The sequence below is a fragment of the Jeotgalibaca sp. A127 genome (assembly GCF_052266745.1).
In the GTDB taxonomy this organism is placed as follows: domain Bacteria; phylum Bacillota; class Bacilli; order Lactobacillales; family Aerococcaceae; genus Jeotgalibaca.
This window is the reverse complement of record NZ_JBQPRC010000007.1, coordinates 102228-120698: the sequence shown is the minus strand read 5'-3', so window position 1 is coordinate 120698 and position 18471 is coordinate 102228. Positions and strand designations below refer to the sequence as shown.

Annotated in this window: 17 protein-coding genes, 1 tRNA gene and 1 rRNA gene; 14 read left to right on the top strand and 5 right to left on the bottom strand. The window is 41.5% G+C overall.

Translation table 11 applies throughout. From position 1 onward, the window contains the following. The first annotated feature begins 7 nt into the window (after positions 1–7). From rrf to ACTVAI_RS08625, 4 genes are all read left to right on the top strand, one after another. A 5S ribosomal RNA gene (gene rrf, locus ACTVAI_RS08640) occupies positions 8–123 on the top strand. A 130-nt stretch (positions 124–253) separates the two neighbouring features. Beyond that, entirely contained in the window at positions 254–538 is a 285-nt protein-coding gene (locus tag ACTVAI_RS08635) for a GNAT family N-acetyltransferase (protein WP_443473597.1), read from the top strand. A gap of 96 nt (positions 539–634) precedes the next feature. Next, positions 635–707: transfer RNA gene (locus tag ACTVAI_RS08630), tRNA-Thr, on the top strand. 103 nt (positions 708–810) lie between these two features. Continuing rightward, positions 811–1287 (top strand): DUF4385 domain-containing protein, encoded by a 477-nt coding sequence (locus ACTVAI_RS08625; RefSeq protein WP_443486409.1) that lies wholly within the window; start codon positions 811–813, stop codon positions 1285–1287. Between the two features lie 10 nt (positions 1288–1297). On the opposite strand, the gene ACTVAI_RS08620 is transcribed toward ACTVAI_RS08625, so the two are convergent. The 4 genes from ACTVAI_RS08620 to ACTVAI_RS08605 are packed head-to-tail and all read right to left on the bottom strand — an operon-like array spanning position 1298 to position 5850. Then, positions 1298–1813, bottom strand: a complete 516-nt coding sequence (locus tag ACTVAI_RS08620) for a glycosyl-4,4'-diaponeurosporenoate acyltransferase CrtO family protein (RefSeq protein ID WP_443473587.1) — start codon at positions 1811–1813, stop codon at positions 1298–1300. An 11-nt stretch (positions 1814–1824) separates the two neighbouring features. Continuing rightward, complete coding sequence (locus ACTVAI_RS08615) at positions 1825–2931, bottom strand: glycosyltransferase (protein ID WP_443473586.1); 1107 nt, start codon at positions 2929–2931, stop codon at positions 1825–1827. 12 nt (positions 2932–2943) lie between these two features. Next, complete coding sequence (locus tag ACTVAI_RS08610) at positions 2944–4341, bottom strand: aldehyde dehydrogenase family protein (protein ID WP_443486408.1); 1398 nt, start codon at positions 4339–4341, stop codon at positions 2944–2946. A gap of 15 nt (positions 4342–4356) precedes the next feature. Beyond that, positions 4357–5850: a phytoene desaturase family protein gene (locus ACTVAI_RS08605; protein ID WP_443486407.1), complete on the bottom strand. Its 1494-nt coding sequence runs from the start codon at positions 5848–5850 to the stop codon at positions 4357–4359. 174 nt (positions 5851–6024) lie between these two features. On the opposite strand from ACTVAI_RS08605, the gene ACTVAI_RS08600 reads away from it, so the two are divergent. The 6 genes from ACTVAI_RS08600 (at position 6025) to ACTVAI_RS08575 (ending at position 10783) form a co-directional block, all read left to right on the top strand. Beyond that, a complete protein-coding gene (locus ACTVAI_RS08600; protein ID WP_443486406.1) occupies positions 6025–7536 on the top strand; it encodes a phytoene desaturase family protein in 1512 nt (503 codons plus the stop codon). Between the two features lie 18 nt (positions 7537–7554). Beyond that, positions 7555–8430, top strand: coding sequence for a phytoene/squalene synthase family protein (locus ACTVAI_RS08595; protein ID WP_443486405.1), 876 nt, complete (start codon positions 7555–7557; stop codon positions 8428–8430). Between the two features lie 4 nt (positions 8431–8434). Then, positions 8435–8881 carry a MarR family winged helix-turn-helix transcriptional regulator gene (locus tag ACTVAI_RS08590; protein WP_443486404.1) on the top strand — a complete coding sequence of 149 codons (447 nt, stop codon included), beginning with the start codon at positions 8435–8437 and terminating at the stop codon, positions 8879–8881. Positions 8882–8902: 21 nt separating this feature from the next. Beyond that, entirely contained in the window at positions 8903–9373 is a 471-nt protein-coding gene (locus tag ACTVAI_RS08585; RefSeq protein WP_443486403.1) for a glutathione peroxidase, read from the top strand. A gap of 104 nt (positions 9374–9477) precedes the next feature. Continuing rightward, entirely contained in the window at positions 9478–9858 is a 381-nt protein-coding gene (locus ACTVAI_RS08580; RefSeq protein WP_443486402.1) for a hypothetical protein, read from the top strand. 76 nt (positions 9859–9934) lie between these two features. Continuing rightward, on the top strand, positions 9935–10783 hold the full coding sequence (locus ACTVAI_RS08575; RefSeq protein ID WP_443486401.1) for an SDR family oxidoreductase: 849 nt from the start codon (positions 9935–9937) through the stop codon (positions 10781–10783). 41 nt (positions 10784–10824) lie between these two features. On the opposite strand, the gene ACTVAI_RS08570 is transcribed toward ACTVAI_RS08575, so the two are convergent. Further along, the gene (locus ACTVAI_RS08570) at positions 10825–12168 is read right to left on the bottom strand and encodes a ferredoxin reductase family protein (protein ID WP_443486400.1); all 1344 of its coding nucleotides are present in this window, start codon (positions 12166–12168) and stop codon (positions 10825–10827) included. A 176-nt stretch (positions 12169–12344) separates the two neighbouring features. Here ACTVAI_RS08570 and ACTVAI_RS08565 point away from each other — a divergent pair, with 176 nt between their 5' ends. The 4 genes from ACTVAI_RS08565 (at position 12345) to ACTVAI_RS08550 (ending at position 18459) form a co-directional block, all read left to right on the top strand. Continuing rightward, on the top strand, positions 12345–14426 hold the full coding sequence (locus tag ACTVAI_RS08565) for a glycoside hydrolase family 3 protein (protein ID WP_443486399.1): 2082 nt from the start codon (positions 12345–12347) through the stop codon (positions 14424–14426). Between the two features lie 488 nt (positions 14427–14914). Further along, the gene (locus ACTVAI_RS08560; RefSeq protein WP_443473575.1) at positions 14915–15871 is read left to right on the top strand and encodes an ABC transporter permease; all 957 of its coding nucleotides are present in this window, start codon (positions 14915–14917) and stop codon (positions 15869–15871) included. A gap of 9 nt (positions 15872–15880) precedes the next feature. Then, positions 15881–16810, top strand: a complete 930-nt coding sequence (gene opp4C / locus ACTVAI_RS08555; protein ID WP_443473574.1) for an oligopeptide ABC transporter permease — start codon at positions 15881–15883, stop codon at positions 16808–16810. Between the two features lie 17 nt (positions 16811–16827). Beyond that, positions 16828–18459: an ABC transporter substrate-binding protein gene (locus tag ACTVAI_RS08550; RefSeq protein ID WP_443486398.1), complete on the top strand. Its 1632-nt coding sequence runs from the start codon at positions 16828–16830 to the stop codon at positions 18457–18459. The last annotated feature ends 12 nt before the right edge of the window (positions 18460–18471 follow it).

The window sequence follows — 18471 nt, the reverse complement described above, 5'->3', positions numbered from 1 at the left end:
ATAGTTGTGCGGTGGCGATGGCGAGAAGGCCACACCTGTTCCCATCCCGAACACAGAAGTTAAGCTTCTTAGCGCCGATTGTAGTGAAGGGTTTCCCTTTGTGAGAGTAGGACGCTGCCGCGCAAAATTAAAACACCTTGGATTATTTATTAATCTAAGGTGTTTTTTGGTGCCCTCAAATACAAATTATTATCTTTTTACTATCTTCAATGCTAAACTGAACTTGATATTGGAAAATGAGAGGGGAATTATTATGGAGTTTGTTAAACATGGCAATGGCTATCGAAAGCTGGATGAATCAGGGAAGATGGTAGCAGAAATCACTTACAAGCCGATTGATGATAACACAGTGGGAGCTAACCATACCTTTGTTGATCCTTCATTGCGTGGTCAAGGAGTAGCCGAAAAGATGCTTGATCATTTAGTAGATGAAATGCGTAAAGAAGGCAAGAAGATTGTTGCACAATGTTCTTATGTAGTTACGCAATTTGATAAAAAACCTGATAAATATGCTGATGTCATGGCAGAAAAGAAGTAGGACACAGCTTATTGGAGAGGACTTTGAAATAAAAGTCCTCTTTACTTTTCTCAAAATAGTTTTATAATAATTCTTGTATGTGCTAGCACATCAAAAGCCGGATTAGCTCAGTTGGTAGAGCATCGCACTCGTAACGCGGGGGTCACAGGTTCAAGTCCTGCATCCGGCATACTGAAAAAAATAGATATATCAAGGTTTTCATGACCTTTGATATATCTATTTTTTGTAGCCAAGATAGTTGATTTGAATGATTTAGTGGAGTATGGTTTGTCATGAATGAAACTATTAAGGAGGTGGGAAAAATGACATTCAATTACGAACTCGATTTTGATAATATCAATTTTCGCGAACAACCTGAACTGTACAGAGTGGGTCGAGGAGAACAGGGTGTTCTGCTTGTAGAACCTTACAAGAGCGAAATTCTTCCGCACTGGCGCTTCAAAACTCCAGAAATTGCCAAGGAGTCATCTGAAAAAATATATCAGATGTACCTGGATTACAAGAAAGCCGCAGATTTTGTGGGAATGGATATGGCCAGGAAATTTCTACAGATGGGATACACCCGCTCCCGACGCTATGCCAACTATAAGGGCGGCAGGAAGTACGATGAAAAAGGCGAAATAAAAGAACGGACGCTTAATGAAGAAAAGGCAGCCTCCGCAGCCATATTCATGGAAAAATGGAAAATCGTGAGGGAAGATCAAGACTACCTCAAGCTGAAGAAAGAGCACCAGAAGAAATATGGCTGAAAATTGGTAATCACGGTTTTTCCTGCACTGCTTGTCGTTGCTGGCGACGCAAAATCAGTTTGTAGAGTCGTTCCAAACGGGGACGGTTATAGCGTTGCGCCATGATGAAAGGGATATTTGCCAAGAGGGCATAGATTACCATGATACTACCAGCCCAGGGTGGATTCCAGATGAAAAAAAGAAATGCGGGTGGAATCAAGGCCCAATGCGTCAGTTCGGCCCGTTTGGTCTCAATGATGAATTTCCGCAGGCCGTCTAAATCCGTGCCCTGTAAATTGGTTTTGTTATAGGCATTTTTAACAATTATGCTGCCGTCCGGGAGGAACCTTTTCCAATTGCGGATGCCGAAGAGGCTGTTCCAAAAATCGCCGTTCCGTTCCCATTCCCATGGCCGGAAACCTTTTTCCGTCCGCGCATACCAGTCATCGGGAACTTTCATGAAGAAGAGAGAGATTGCCATATGGAAGAAAAACCAAGCTACAAAATCAAGGATGATAATCCACGCGACAGGTAACGTGACGAACATATGGCAACCTCCTAAAGTTTTATTTTCCGCCCTTTCCAGGAGACACTCTTGAATACGAATGTTTGGAGAGCCGACCAACCAAAAAGAAAGACGAAATAAATAAATAGCACTGGATAACAAAATAAAGCGAGCCAATAGAAGCGACCAGATTTCCTTGCCATTCTGAAAAACAGCATGAAATACAAGAGATATCCAACAATAGCAACCAATAATTCAAAAGGCTTTCCTAGCAAAGCGGCAACTATTAAATAGAAAAATGTAGTTAGAGCACCGGTTATCCAGAAGCTCGTGCAAATTAATAGAAAAGGATGCGTCGCGACTGAACCGGAAGCAAAACTTTTAGCCCAGCCCTCAGCCAGACTACCAATCCCATCAGGATACATCCGAAAATGCAAAGTATGTTTACCCGAAAAGAGTGAAACCGGAAAATCCTGTTCGTGGAAGTATTTCCCTAGTGCAACATTCTCCATAATGGAGTCACGAACTTTTTTGTGGCCACCTACTTGAAAATAAGCGGACCTTGTACAAAGCAATGACGGACCAAAAGCACCCGCAGGTCTCAGACGGTTTCCTAAAACAGAAAAATAATTCATTCCGGTAAGGACCATAATATTAAAAACAGTTGATAAGTTTTCGTATAGGTGATGGACTATGTGGTAGGGTTGAATTGAAAGAACGCCTTCTTCTTGAAAGTGATTTATAATTCGAAGGAGGCTATCGGTTTCTGGGAAAAAGATATCCGCATCCAGAAACAATAACCAATCCCCAGCTGCGGCTTGGGCGCCATACCAACAGGCCGCTGACTTGCCAACCCAGCCAGACTTGTCGGCTTTAAATTGAATAACCTCTGCACCGTATTTTTTGGCAATGAGGGCAGTCTGGTCTTGGGAATGATCATCGATGACTAAAATTTCAAGTGGTTGGTAAGTTTGTTTTCTTAAGGAATCCAGGAGAATCGGCAAATTTTTCTCTTCATTTCTAGCTGGAATAATAATGGATACGTGTTTATTTCTTTTTTTGAGCTGCTCCCTATTTTCCGTAAGCGTTGGAACATGCCAGAGCATCGCCAATCCACTTAATAACGATAAAACTAAAATAATGACATAAATATAAAGCACGATTCTCCCTCCTTAGAAAATTTTTTTCCGTAGTTTTCGTAAGGCTTGTAGTGCTGATTTTGAGTAGGGTGGAAATTGCTTGGAAAGTCCTAGGGGAGCCTTTTTGGAATAAACAGCTCGTGGATAAGTAAAAGCTTGGAAACTAGCCTCACCGTGATATCTGCCAAGGCCGCTCTTTCCTTTCCCACCAAATGCTACAAAAGGATTCACTGCGTGCATAATAACTTCATTAATGCTGAAAGATCCACTTTCCAAACCTTTTTGCAATTCCTCAATCGTTTCTTTTTTTGAACTAAAAACATATATACACAAAGGAATCGGTAGCCGATTCAATTCTGCTTTCAGATCGTCCAGCGAATCATAAGGGATTACGGGAAGAATGGGCCCAAATATCTCATCTTTGGTAACCTCACTGCGGGGTTTAACATCCACCAATAAAGTCGGCGCAATATAGCGGTTTTCCTCAGAATATTCACCACCGTAATAAATCTTCCCATCATCCAAATAACGTAAAACTTTGTGGAACTGTTCAGCATGAATAATCCGCCCATAATCTGGCGAAAGTTGCGGATCTACTCCATAGAATGCTTGAATCTGTGATTTCATTTTTTCCAGAAACGAACCCAACTGTTCACGAGGAACATATATCGTATCCGGAGCGATACAACTTTGGCCCGCATTTAAGAATTTGCCCCAAGCAATCTTTTTGACCGCCGCATCATTAACACCAGATTCATCCAAAATACAGGGATTCTTCCCACCTAATTCCAATAAAACCGGGGTTAAATGACTCGCCGCTGCCTCATACACTTTCGTGCCGGTCTCAGGACTCCCCGTGAAAAAAATGAAGTCCCATTGCAGCCTGGTTAAACTTTCTGCAACTTTGCTGTCCCCCTCAACCACATATAAAACCTTTTTTGGAAAATAAACAGGCACAAGTTTCGAGAGGAGTTTACTTGTTGCTGGCGCAAATTCGGAAGGTTTTAGAACAACGCCATTTCCACCCGCCAGCGCACCAATGACCGGCATCAATGCTAACTGTAAAGGATAATTCCAGGGGGCTAAAACCAACACACTGCCATAAGGATAATAAGAAGTGACGACTTTATCTTTGCCTGACAATAAAAAGCGACCCTGTGAAAGAGGTTTTAACCAGTCAGCTAAATTCTTCTGTGCATATTCAATTTCATTCAACAACACCCCCAGCTCAGAAGCATAAGCTTCTACTGCCGGTTTACCAAGATCTTTTTTTAGAGCCAAGAGCCATTCGGACTCATGTTCCTCTAATAGTCGTTTTAGTTGTGAGAGGGCGTAAAGCCGATGATCTAATCCTGTACACCCTAACTCGCAACTGCGTTGACGCTGTATTTTTTGAATGTCTTCAATCAGATCCAGATTATCGGTAACCATAAACAGGACACCTCATTATCGGTTTTTTTCTTTTTTGACGATTTTATCACTCACTTGTTGGCCACTGAGAGTAACCATTGGCATACCGCCACCTGGGTTGACCGTTCCGCCTACAAAATAGAGATTGTCATATTTCTCACTCTCTTTTTCATGCTTGAAACCGCGATTTGCTTTACGGTTTGAGACTGTTCCGTAAATAGCCCCACGATGGGAGTAATAGGTTTCTTGAATATCTTCCGGCAACCATCTGTTTTTTACAACCGTTCTTTTGCGTAAATCAGTCAAGCCCATTTCTTCCAACTTGATGAGCACCCGTTCCTCTAATGCATCATAGTCCGCTTTTGTAAAAGGTTTATCCTGAATGTAGGGGATATGGGGGAGGACCTTTATGTTCTCGTGGCCAGGGATTGTCTGGGACTCATCCGTTTTATTGACATTTACCAAATAAATCGTTGGATCATCGGGTAATTCGTGCTTATGGAAAATTTGATTAAAGCTTTTTTCCGGGTTTTTTGAAAAGAAAAAGTTATGATGTGCAAGCTGTGGGTACTCACCTTTAACCCCTAGGTGAAGAACCAATCCGGAACTTGCCGGTTCGAATTTTTCTTCCAGCTTTTTGGTGAATTTTTCACTCTCGCCCAATAACTTGTCATAAGCTGGAATAACTTCCATATTGGAAATAAAATAATCGGCTTCTACTAATGTACCATCTGCAAGTTCAGCCGATACAATTTTGTCACCATCGGAATTCAGGCGAATAATTTCCTGGTTCGTATAGAAATCAACACCGATTTCTTTCCCTAGTTTTACAATGCCTTCAGCTATCCCATGCATGCCACCCGGTACATACCAAATGCCTTGTTTATGTTGCATATAAATCATCATATTTAAAACTGCAGGTGCATCGTAAGGAGAAGAGCCCACATATTTGATGAAATAAGCAAGCATGTCCCGCAATTTTTGATTTTTGATGCGTTTTGCAATCGCATCATACATCGTTGTAAGAAGGTCGAAACCCTTGATTGAATCAATGAGTCCATGATGACGGAACACTTCAGCCGTATTATCGAGCCCCTCGTTAAAATAACCTTCTTCGGTGATTTCATATAGTTTGCGGGCATATTCCAGAAATTCCCGGTACTCATCCATATCCTGTTTACTTAATTCTGAATTTTTTTCAGCCATTTTTTCCAAATCGCCGTAGAGATCCAAAATACTGCCATCTGGAAAGAAGGAACGCCATTCATGCTCTACCCGTTCCGTCGAAATGTAATCTTCCATCTTTACATCACTATTAGTAAAGAGTTTTTCAAAAATAGGTTTCATTGTCAAAATAGAGGGACCTAAATCGAAACCGAAGCCGTCTGTATTCAAACGATTGAGCTTTCCGCCTAAGTGCCCATTTTTTTCATAAAGTGATACCTTAAAACCTTGCTGTGCCAAGGATACTGCTGCAGATAGTCCACCTAAACCGCCGCCAATCACTATTGCTGTTTTTGCCTGATGCATGTCTGTCCCTCCATTTAATAAAACATTTTGAATATCAAAATCATCTTACCTTATATCGCACACGATGTAAAACGTTTTCTTTTTTAACTTTTTTGAGTTATTATTGTTTACATCGTACAAGATATAAAATATGATAGTGGTAACATTAATAAAATTCGAGAGAGATGGTGCGGCATGTATAGTGAGAAAAAGAAGGTAATCGTAATAGGAGCCGGGGTAGCTGGTTTATCAAGTGCGGTTCGCCTACAAAAAGAAGGTTATGCAGTTGAGATTTATGAAAAAGAAAGTATCCCTGGTGGGAAGATGCATGTTATTGAAAAAGATGGCTTTAAATTTGATTTAGGCCCAACCATTGTGATGATGCCGGAGCTTTATCGTGAGGTTTTTGAGTTTGCCGGAAAAAATCCCGACGATTACATTCCGATGAAACGTTTGGACCCCATGTATCGTTCTTATTTCGATAAAGGGACGGAAAGTATTGATATTTCTTCCGATCTTGTGCAGCTTATGAAGACACTTGAAGCAAGAAGTCCACAAGATGCGGCTGGTTTCCTGCAATACTTGAGCAGCATCTACGATCGTTTCTCGGTAGCGCGGGATTATTTCATCCAACGTCCTTTCAGAAAGAAAAAAGATTTCTATAATCCGTTTATGTTGCAACAAGCTTTGAAATTAAAAACATTCGATTCAGCGACAGACTCCATCTCCAAATTCGTTAAAGATGAAAAAATCCAGCAAATGCTGACTTTCCAAACCCTGTATATTGGCGTCAGTCCCAAGAATGGTCCATCACTCTACACGATCATTCCCATGATTGAACTTCTCTATGGTATTTGGTATATCGATGGGGGCATGCACAAAATGGCAGAAGGAATGGAAAGTGTATTCCTGGAGTTAGGGGGTAAAATCCACTATAATTCTCCCGTTGAAGAAATTGTGGTTGAAGAGGGTCGTGCGACTGGTATCCGTGTAAATGGCGGGGAACAAAGTGCTGACTATGTCGTTTGCAATGCTGATTTCCCTTATGCAATGAAGAATTTAGTGAAGAATGAAGGAGCTAAAGGCAAATACACGGATGAAAAGATAGATAAGATGAAATATTCTTGTTCTTGTTTTGTACTTTATTTAGGGATGGACCGTAAATATGAGGAACTGGAACACGTGCATACTTTCGTCTTTTCTGAGGATCTGGATAAGAACCTTGAACAAGTCTTTTCCGGGGAATTTGTAGAGGATCCTTCCATTTATATCGTGGCAGCTTCAAAAGTTGATCCAACTGTTGCACCAGAAGGGAAAGAGGGACTGTATGTCTTGGTACCTGTTTCAGACTTGGCAACAGCTGATTATGATTGGAACGACGAAGCAACTGCCAAGTATTACCGTAAGAAAGCCTTGGATGCCGTCAGCAATTTGCCGGGCATGGCTAATGTGGAGAATGAAATAATTTCCGAAAGTATGATCACGCCGTTAGATTTCCAGGACCGATTTAATGCCTACAATGGTGCTTGTTTTGGATTGCAACCAACCTTGTTGCAGAGTAATCACTTCCGCCCGCAAGCGAAAGCAGAAGCATGCGAAAATCTTTATTTTACAGGAAGTAGTACGCATCCTGGAGCGGGTGTTCCAATTGTCCTTTTATCCGGAAAAATTGCCGCCGATGAATTAATGCTTGACGACAATAAATAAAGTGAAAGGGTGAATGCAATGGCAGGAACCGACTTGAAGAAAGATTATGCTTACTGTGAAAAAGTGATAAAAGCTTCTTCGAAAAGTTTTTATACGGCCTTTTCAAAGTTACCTAAGGAAAAAGCGGAGGCCGTCTATGCAATCTATGCATTTTGTCGACAAGCCGATGACACGGTGGACGCGAACGAGCCGATAGCGTTGAAGAAAAAGAAATTAATGCAACTGGAAGAGGAGCTGACAGCCTTCACCCAGGGAGAAACGCCTGATCACCCAATGTGGCGAGCGTTACGCGATGTTTTTACACGTTATGATATGGATGCAGCACCATTTTTTGATCAACTTGAAGGGCAGAAACGTGATCTATCCTTTCAAGAAATTACGGATTTGGCAGCTTTGAAAGAATATAGTTACTATGTAGCTGGTTCGGTCGGATTGATGCTATTGCCTATTCTGGCCCATCAAAAAGGAATAAACAAGGAAATAAAAGAAAGTGCTATATCCCTTGGTGTTGCAATGCAATTGACAAACATTTTACGGGATGTGGGCGAGGATTACCGCGATAACGACCGTATCTATTTGCCAACTGAGTTGTTGAACCACCATCATGTGCAATTGGAAAAAGTGATGCAGATGGGGCCTGACCAAGCCTTCATCGCTTTATGGGAAGAACTGGCCAAAGAGTCGGAAGAGGGGTATCAGAACTTTTTCGGTAGTATTCATTTGTTTGATAAAGATTGTCAGTTACCCGTTTTGGTTTCCGCAAAACTTTACAGTGGTATTATGGATAGTGTCCGCAAGAATGATTATGATTGCCTCAATAAAAGAAATTTTGTTCCTGAAGTTAAAATGACGGAATTGATTCTTGAAGCAAGAAAACTATTAAAGAAACGGTGATTTAATGGATGAGTCTATTTTTGATCGGCGCCTCGATGAACAGCTATGTTTTCGGCTATATCGTGCCTCGAGTGGCATCAACAAAATGTATGCCCGGGCACTGCAGACTTTTAACCTGACATTCCCCCAATATTTAGTTTTACTCGCTTTGTGGGATGACGAAGGGGTACCTATCAGTTCCATTGGAGCAAATACCGGCATGGGGATTGGCACATTGAATCCGATACTGAAACGAATGGAGGCAAGCGGGTGGATTGAAAAGAACCCGCATCCTTCTGATAAAAGAACCATACTAATTTTTTTATCAGCAAAAGCCAAAGAAAGTAAGTCATTGATAAATCGGTCGATTCTCAAGGAACTGGAAACCTGTAACTTTTCGGGAGTTGATTTGCCCGAGTTAATGAAACAACTTTCGAGTTTACAACAACGTCTAGACGAGATAAATGATTAAATTTAATGGAGGTTAACGGATATGGGGATTTATGATATTCCAGTAACAACAGAAAATGGCGAAACATATAAATTAGATCGTTATAAAGGGAAAACAATGCTGATCGTCAATACAGCGACCAAGTGTGGCCTTGCACCCCAGTTTGATGAATTGCAAAAACTGTTTGAAAAATATCAAGACCAAGATTTTGTAGTCCTGGGTTTTCCTTCCAATCAGTTCAAACAAGAAGTGGCTACTGCGGGCGCAGCCGCTGAGTCATGCCGAATGACTTATGGTGTATCATTCCCCATGCATAAAATTGTAACAATAAATGGAAAAGATGCCCATCCTCTTTTCAAACTTTTAACTGAAGAAACCAAAGGTATTTTGGGAAGTGCCATCAAGTGGAATTTCACCAAGTTCCTGGTAGATAAAAACGGGGATGTCATCAAACGCTTCGGGCCAACTGAAGAACCACTGTCTTTCGAAAATGAAATAGCAGCTTATTTGTAAAATGGATTTTTTGGCTAGTCGCGGCAGCATGGTGCCGTGACTAGTTTTTTTTAGGAGGTTTGATACAATAACCTTAACAAATATTCTGGCAGGAGGGATTGGATGTGTCAGTAAAAATTACGCGTAAGACGGGTTGGATTGGTCTCCTTGTATCAGTAAAAATCCGTATAAATGGTGATAAAGTTGCAAGAATTAATGATAACCAAACCATTGAGATGGAACTGCCAACAGAAGAAGCAATGATTCAAGTTACCCAACAAGGCTTTCGCAGTAATAAGCTGCAAGTTAAAAAGGGCGACAAACTCATGATACAAATGCGCAAGAGTGCAAAAATTATATATTTATTAATGTCTTTTACACCGCTATTATCCATTCTTTTTCTGTCAGGGTATGAGCATCAATTCCTGATTGGCCTGGTAGCCATTCTGGGGCTGGGTGCAAGTTTATTTCTTTTTAATGCTTATACAATCACTAAAATACCTTAATCCATATCATTAGGAAATGACACTTTTTGTTGTTACGCTTATTTTGTAAGGCAGTAAAACAAGAGGAGGATTTTTTATGCGTAAAAAAACGATTCTGATAACAGGTGCAGGGACGGGCTTCGGTAAAAATATCGCCTTTAGATTAGCGGAAAAGGGACATGATGTCATTGCCGGTGTCGAAGTAATGTCGCAAGTATCGGCTTTGGAAAAAGAAGCACGGGAAAAAGGGTTGGAAATGAGACTCGAACAACTCGATGTAACGAATCCTAAAGACCGCGAAAAAGCCTGGAAATGGGACATCGATATTTTAGTGAATAACGCCGGTATTAAAGAAGGTGGTTCCTTAGTGGATATCCCAGAAGAAAACTTGCGCCGTCAAATGGAAGTAAATGCGATTGCGCCCATGATTTTAACCAAAGAATTTGCGCGCAAGATGGTGCAGAATAACAAAGGCCGGATCATATTCGTATCGTCCATTTCTGGACTGGCTGCAAATCCATTTTCGGGCCCGTACGCGGCTTCCAAGCACGCGGTTGAAGCTTTTGCGGAAGCATTGAGTATGGAATTGCAGGAATTTAAAGTCGAAGTCGCAACCATCAATCCAGGTCCTTATTTGACTGGATTCAATGACCGTGAATTTGAAACCTGGAAAAATTGGGATGATGATCCTGCTACGCGCGTCTTTGATTACGAAAAGCTCGCTTTTGCGATGGAGCAGTTCGATCCCGATGAAGTAACGGAACCAGCCATCAAAGTCATTTTGGGTGAAACCAAGACCTACCGCAACCTTATTCCGGAAAAAATGATTCCGATGATTAAAGAAAAAATGGATGCAGTATGGCAAAAAACCACCGATGATAAATTAGGTAAACGGCATCCATCTGTGCAGAAGTCTTATGACGCTGAACCAGGAATGAAAGCATAATCTAAAAAGGGCCAGGACACGTGTCCTGGCCCTTTTTGTATTTAAAACGCAAATTCTTCTAAGAAAATTCGTTCTGGATCAACATGATTATCTGCCAACATTTTCTTAGCGGCATTTAACATCGGAGGGGGCCCACAAATATAATAATGGGCTTCATCATAAAGATCTCCCGCACCAATTTCCTGTAAATATTTGGGGGAAATGAACCCATGGGCGTACCCTGGCACTTCCTCATTGCTGAAGATAAAATGATAGGTGAAATTCGGAAATTCTTTTGCCAGTCGGTCCAATTCCTCCACCAACATAATATCTTCTTTAGTAGCCAAGCCCCAGACAAAGAAAATGCGCCGATCGGATTTATTCGCGATTTCGTGGCGTAAAATACTCAAGTTGGGTGTAACACCGATACCACCAGAAAGAAGAACCATCGGGGTCTTAGCCATTGCGGCCTCTTTAGGAAAGTAATCGCCATAAGGGCCATCCAGAGTCACTTTATCACCGGGCTTGACTTGATTGAGGGTCCGGGTAAAGTCACCTGACTCTTTGATAATCATTTGGAGTTTTTCCTTGCTGTGTTCAGGGGAACTCGAGAGGGAAAAGGGGTGACTTTCATTTGCTACATCTGAATCGACAAACCTCAGGAAGGCATATTGTCCTGCTTTATATGTCAGAACAGGTTGATTGTCAGCCGGAATTAATTCGAGCTGGTATAAGCTTTGGGTCGGCTTGCTAATGCTGTGGACGCTATACCTTGGTAAACGCATCAAGTTTATTTTGTAGATAGCATACCAACCTAAAACCACAATAGTGTAGGTAGTCAATAAGGTCATGAATATGGCATTTGAGGAGACGAAACGCAAGTTGAACAAGTGGAAATATATGGCCACGATTGCCAATAATGATAAACGGTGCAACCATAATTGCCGCTCACGTTTATATATAGTGTCTTTCCGTTTCATTAATTTTTTGGAGCGTTTGATGAAGGTGTTGGACAGTACAAAAACACCTGTCAATATGACGATAAGGAGCGAGAAAGCCCCGATAAAACCAAAAAGTGAGGCAGTGGATACTTGACCGGAAAAAATAACGGCGAAACCATTCCATTGATTCAGGAAGTGAATGAGGACCGCTAAGAGTGCTGCCATTCCCATAAAGCCGTGGACCGCATATAAATTTGGCAGGCCGATATGGTGCTCGATGACCTTGATTCTAACGGAAATCAACACTTGGGTCAGCATAAGGGAATAAGCAAACAAACCGCAAGCAAATGAAACGAGTACTTGCCATGAACCCGGGGTCCATTCCAACAAAAGGGTGCCTAATAAACTAATGAAAATAAGCAATGCCAAACTTGGGAAAAGTAGACGCATATATATTTTAGTCATATCTATTCCTCCAATAGGAAAATTACCTGTCCTACACTGTTAAACGACATGATTATTATGCAATTATTGTATCATTAACGACTTTTTATTAAAATTTTTATACTCATCGACACCTTTCTTAAAAATGATAAATATACTATAATCAAAATAGTGATAATTTGGAGGGAGCATTATTAATGAAACAACCAGACTTAACAGTAACGAGTAAATCACTTATTGAAGTGGATGGATTCAAATTTAAAGATTTAAATGGAAACGGTATCTTGGATGCTTATGAGGATTGGCGGTTGACAAGCGAAGAACGTGCTAAAGATTTAGTTAGCCAAATGACTACTGATGAAAAAGTGGGTATGATGCTCATCAACCAAATGAATATGGGTAAAGCGAAAAAAGAAGGCGACAATACACAAGTTTTGGATGAAGAATTCGAAAAGGCTGATGGCTCACCAATGAAACGTCGCGATAAGTACCCTTCGACAGAAACAATGGAACGATTGAAATTACGTCATTTCATTTTGCGCGACAATATGCCAAGCGAAGATATTGCGGAATGGGTTAACAAAGTTAATGAAGTAGCGGAGGCAACACGCTTAGGAATTCCGGCTCTTATTGCATCGAACTCTCGTAATGAAAACAGTGACGTTACCATTGAAGGTGATAAAACAGAAGGTAGTTTCTCACTCTACCCAGGAACATTGGGAATAGCGGCTGCTGTCCAAGGTGAGTTATCAGCTGGTGCTGATTATACATTAGTGGAGGAATTTGCTGAAACGGTGCGTAAAGAGTGGTTGGCTGCAGGAATCCGCAAGGGGTACATGTATATGGCCGATATTGTAACAGATCCAAGATGGCAACGGTCGTATGGGACATTCGGTGAAAATCCTGATTTGGTTGGAGAGATCATTAGCCGCTTGATTCCGGGTATCCAGGGAGAGAAACTGTCTGAAGATTCCATTGCGATGACAATCAAGCATTTCCCGGGTGGTGGACCACGTGAAAATGGGTTTGATCCGCACTACTTAGCCGGTAAATGGAATGTATACCGCACTCCTGGCAGTTTGGAAGATTATCATTTACCATCGTTTACTAAAGCAGTAGAAAAAAACCCCAGCTCCATCATGCCTTATTATTCTGCACCAAGCATTGAAAAAAGTCATTGGCAAGCAATTGAGGGGGAAATTGTACCCTTTGAAGAAGTGGGAATGGCTTTTAATGCGTATATGCTCCAAACTTTATTGCGGGATAAACTTGGCTTCAAGGGCTATGTTAACTCTGATTCCGGAGTAACAGATAATACGGCTTGGGGAATGGAAGAGGCAAGTGTTCCGGTTCGTTTTGCCAAAGTTGTGAATGCTGGAACGGACATTATTGGCGCAACTAATGATGTCGGGAATTTAAAAGCAGCTGTTGTGAAGAACTTCATTGCACCCCAACGTATCGACCAAGCAAACGTACGGTTGTTGAAGGAAATGTTTGATCTCGGGTTGTTTGATGATAAGACATACGTGGATGTCGAAGCTGCGAAAGCTGTTCGTTTAGAGCAAGCAGGTAGAGAAAAAGCTTATGAAGCTCATCTTAAATCCGTGACATTATTGAAAAATGAAGCAGGTTTGCCAGTCGGCAAAGACAAAGTTTATGTGGAAGCTTTCCATAAAAACTTGGAAAAAGCAGAAAAAATTACTCAAAATGCACGCGAAGTTGCAAAAGAGTTAGGCATTTCACTCGTTGATGACTATAAGGAAGCTGAGACAGCAATCTTGTTCCTACAACCTGAAAGTGGTGATTACTTCAATGCTACTCCAGGTTTACTGGAACTGGAAATTTGTGAAGATAAGACAAACATTGCCATGAATGGTGATACTTATAAAGAAACGACTCTTTCCAATTATAAGCGCTTTGAAAAAATCGCTGATGAGATGCGAGCAGCCGGGAAGACAGTGGTTGCCAGCGTAAATATCACGTTGCCGTGGATTTTAGGAAATGTAGAGCCAAAGGTAGATATTTTAATCGCTGGCTATGATACCTTCCTTAAGGCACAGCTGGAAGTTTTAATTGGCAATTATCAACCAAAAGGTAAATTGCCGCTGACTTTGCCGAAAAATACGGCTGTTATTGCGGTAGACGAACATGGCGTTTGTGTATCCCGCAATGATGTTCCGGGATATGACAAGGACAAATACTTCCGTGAAGGCATGACCTATGCTTATGAAGATACATCGGGAAATGTTTATAAATTTGGATATGGCTTAACTAAATAATAACGAAAGTCAGAGCGGAAATAGATCGCTTTGACTTTTTTCTTTTACGGATTATTCTCTAATCTTTTGCTGAACCGGTGTTTCTCATCATCAACAAATATAAAAAAAGTTTCATTTCTCATAAAGCCGAGGCGTCAACTTTTGTAAACGCTAACTAATTCAAAACCAAAATTATGATTAAAAATAAATTAAAAAATGGTTTGACATTCTCATTTTGTAAAGGTAAAGTAAGGGCACTAAAGAACAGACAAGGAGCGTTAACTATGACGAACAAGCAAACCTATTTCGCAAATCCGAATAATAACGCTCATGCAGCAATTATTTTATTAATTAAGCCCTAGGATTCTAACTATTAAATTAGTTGAGTCCTCATTTGTGTACCATTGAGGGCTTGGCATTTCTGAAGCCCTTCGATGCGAAGGGCTTCTTTTTTTATTTGCTGGTCTGAGAACTTGAGTATTGCTTACGAACTATTTGGAGGTGTCAGCATGAAAAAATATTTATGGAAAAGGTTTATGATTGGATTCGTTGTTCTATTTTTTATCACTTTTCTGTCTTATATGATTATTAACTTTGCACCAGGAGATCCGGCAACCTTATATGTGAGTGCCGATGCTACTGAAGAGCAAATCAATCAAGTGAGAGAAAGCTTAGGTCTGGATAAACCCCTCCTGATTCGTTACGGCTATTGGCTAAAAGAGCTCCTGCAAGGAAACTTAGGTAATTCGTTTGCGACTCGCCAACCGGTTATGAACATTCTGATGGAAAGAGTAGGCCCGACCGTAATCTTGATGGGGTCATCCCTAGTGGTGGCATATCTGATTGCTATCCCACTCGGAATCTACAGTGCTGTTAAGCAAAACACTTGGGTGGATTACCTTATCACAGGTTCATCGATTATGGGTGTATCCATTCCAAATTTCTTTTTCGGATTATTCATGATTTACATCTTTGCCGTTCAGCTGAAATGGTTACCTACTGGCGGGATGCAAGTTTTGGGATCAGATGGCGGGTTTTGGGAAAGAGTTCAGCATCTCATCTTACCGGTTGCCGTTATTGCCTCTACCATTTCAGCCAATATGGTTCGTTATGTGCGTTCAACCATGATTGATATTTTTGGGGAAAATTATTTAAGAACAGCTAAAGCTAAAGGATTGAAACCGAGTCAGATTATCTTTAAACATGGTATCCGGAATGCCTTGGTTCCTATCATTACCATCATTGCATCTGATATTCCAAAATTAATAGGTGGCGCGATTGTTACCGAACAAATTTTCCAATGGCCTGGACTTGGAGCCCTGACCATTAGCTCAATCCAATCAAGGGACTACAATGTTTTAATGGCAATTACACTGATTTCAGCCATCTCAGTATTGGTCGCAAACATCTTGATGGATATATTTTATGCCGTAGCTGATCCACGGATTCGTTACAGAGAAGGGTAGGGATAATCAATGGCTTCAATCACGACAGATTTTCAACGCGTTAAAAATGACGATACCCTGTTTCCTCAAGAACAGAGTGTTGCACAAACAGTAAAAACGGAAAGTAACCGTCAAATTGTCCTGAAACGATTTATGAGACACAAACCCGCTGTTATGGGATTGACCGTTTTAACCGGCATGATTCTAGCAGCCGTGTTCGCACCCATGATTACACAATTTGATCCCACTTTGATTACGCCAGATTTCGAGGCCAAACCAGATGCGACTTATTGGTTGGGGACCGATGCGATAGGCAGAGATGTCTTTAGCCGCTTGATTTATGGTTCCCGTGTCTCCTTGTTTGTGGGTGTTAGTTCGGTAGCGATTTACACCGTTATCGGAACGACACTGGGATTGGTTGCAGGATTTTTTGGAGGGAAAACAGACAATTTTATTATGCGGATGACAGAAATCATCCAGTCATTTCCATCCTTCATGGTTATCCTCGTCCTCGTCAGCATTATTGGACCCGGAGTATGGACCATTACCTTAGTCTTGGGATTATTGAATTGGGTTCCGTTATGTCGCATCGTGCGCGGAAATGTTTTGACCATCAAAAACACTGAGTATATTCAGGCAGCTATTTCTGTAGGCTACAGCACGTCATATATCTTGTTCAAGGAGATACTACCGAACGTACTCTCCAGCATCTTCGTGAACGCAACCTTCGGAATCGCCAGCGCGATATTGACAGAATCGTCCCTCAGTTTTTTGGGAATGGGAATTCAACCACCAACAGCAAGTTGGGGGAACATGCTCTCCCAAGCCCAATCTTTAACTGTATTATCCAGCCAACCATGGTTGTGGATTCCAGCGGGAATTATGATTGTGCTCGCAGTTTTATCTATCAACTTCATCGGTGATGGCTTAAGAGACGCCTTTGACGGCACGACAAACTAAAAATTGGAGGAATGAAAATGAGAAGAATGAATAAAAGATTTATCGGTTTTATGATGACGGCGAGTATGATGGTGTTGGCTGCTTGTGGGAACACAGATGCAGCAGAGGAAGGCACCTCAGGAACGGAAACAGCCAGTAGTTCAAAAACTTCAAGCGACACCCTTTATGTTGGTGTGACGAATCCGATGGGTAACTTGAGTCCAATCAATGCCAGTGGTGTTTCAACCAGATGGGTACAGCGTTATTACTTCGATACGCTTTTGGAAATGACGAGTCCATTGGAATTTGAACCAAAACTGGCCGATTCATTCGAAACAACGGACAACCAAACATATACGGTAAAGCTTAATCCGAACGCAACTTGGACGGATGGCACACCAATCACAGCCGATGATGTAGTCTTCTCATTGAATCTTTTTGCTAATCCAGAAGTTCAGACCACCGGACTCTATTTAACCGCACTGGAAGGCGTGAACAATTCCGGAAAATTGGAAGAAGGAACGGAAATTCCGAACCTTGTTGCGGTGGATGAACATACGGTAACTTTCAAAACGAAAACCCCAACTGACCCGAACTATGTTAAAGAAATGATTGGAACAAACATTTTTGTCCAACCTAAACATGTGGTAGAAGGCATTCCCTTTGCGGAATTGGATGCATCTGATGCTTTCACAAAACCATCCGTAACGAGCGGACCTTACAAATTTGTTGAATACGTACAAGATTCCCATATGGAGTTGGCTGCCAACGAAGATTATTATCGTGGGGCACCAAAAGTTTCTTCCGTATTCATCCGCGTTATGTCGGGTACAAACTTGGCAACGGAGTTGCAAACGGGTGGGGTCACCATGAATGCGAGTGGTGGAATCGGAGAAATTGCCATTTCCGATATCGATATGGTTTCCGGTGTAGAAGGTGTGACGCTTGAAACACAGCCTTCCTGGACAGCACAGTATATGTATATCAATACAACCAGTTATGATGAAAACATTCGTTTGGCAATGTCCCACGCGGTAAACCGTGACACAATCGTAGACAATCTGCTCCAAGGAAATGCGGATGTTATTGCGAGTCCATATTCGGCAGCGAGCCCTTATTATAACGACGATTTGAGTCCGTTGGCATATGACCCAGAAAAAGCAAAAGACTATATCGCAAAATCAGAATATAACATGAGCGAACCAATTGAATTGATGGTTCCAACAGGAAACAAAGTGCGTGAACAATCCGCTAACTTGATTGAGCAGGATCTGGAAGCAGTTGGTTTTACCGTTGAACAAGTTACTTACGACTTCCCGACTACTTTGGAAAAAGCGCGTGCTGCTGATTTTGATTTGTACCTAGGTGGAATTGCAGTCCCGGTTGACCCGGATTTGGCAAGTTACTTCGGTTCAGAAGGCGGCTCCAACTATGCACATATCCAAGATGCTGAAATCGATGCCATGCTGGAGGCAGGGAAATCTGAAACGGACAGTGCCAAACGGAAAGAAATCTATGACGCTTTCCAAGTTATGTTGCAAGAAAAAGCACCAATCGTTCCGCTATATTCCCAACACGATATCGTCATCAAACAAGATAATTTAACTGGTGGTATTAAGGAATACTGGGGTGGCTCATTGTACGATGTACATGAATGGACATTGGATTAATTAAATGGAGGT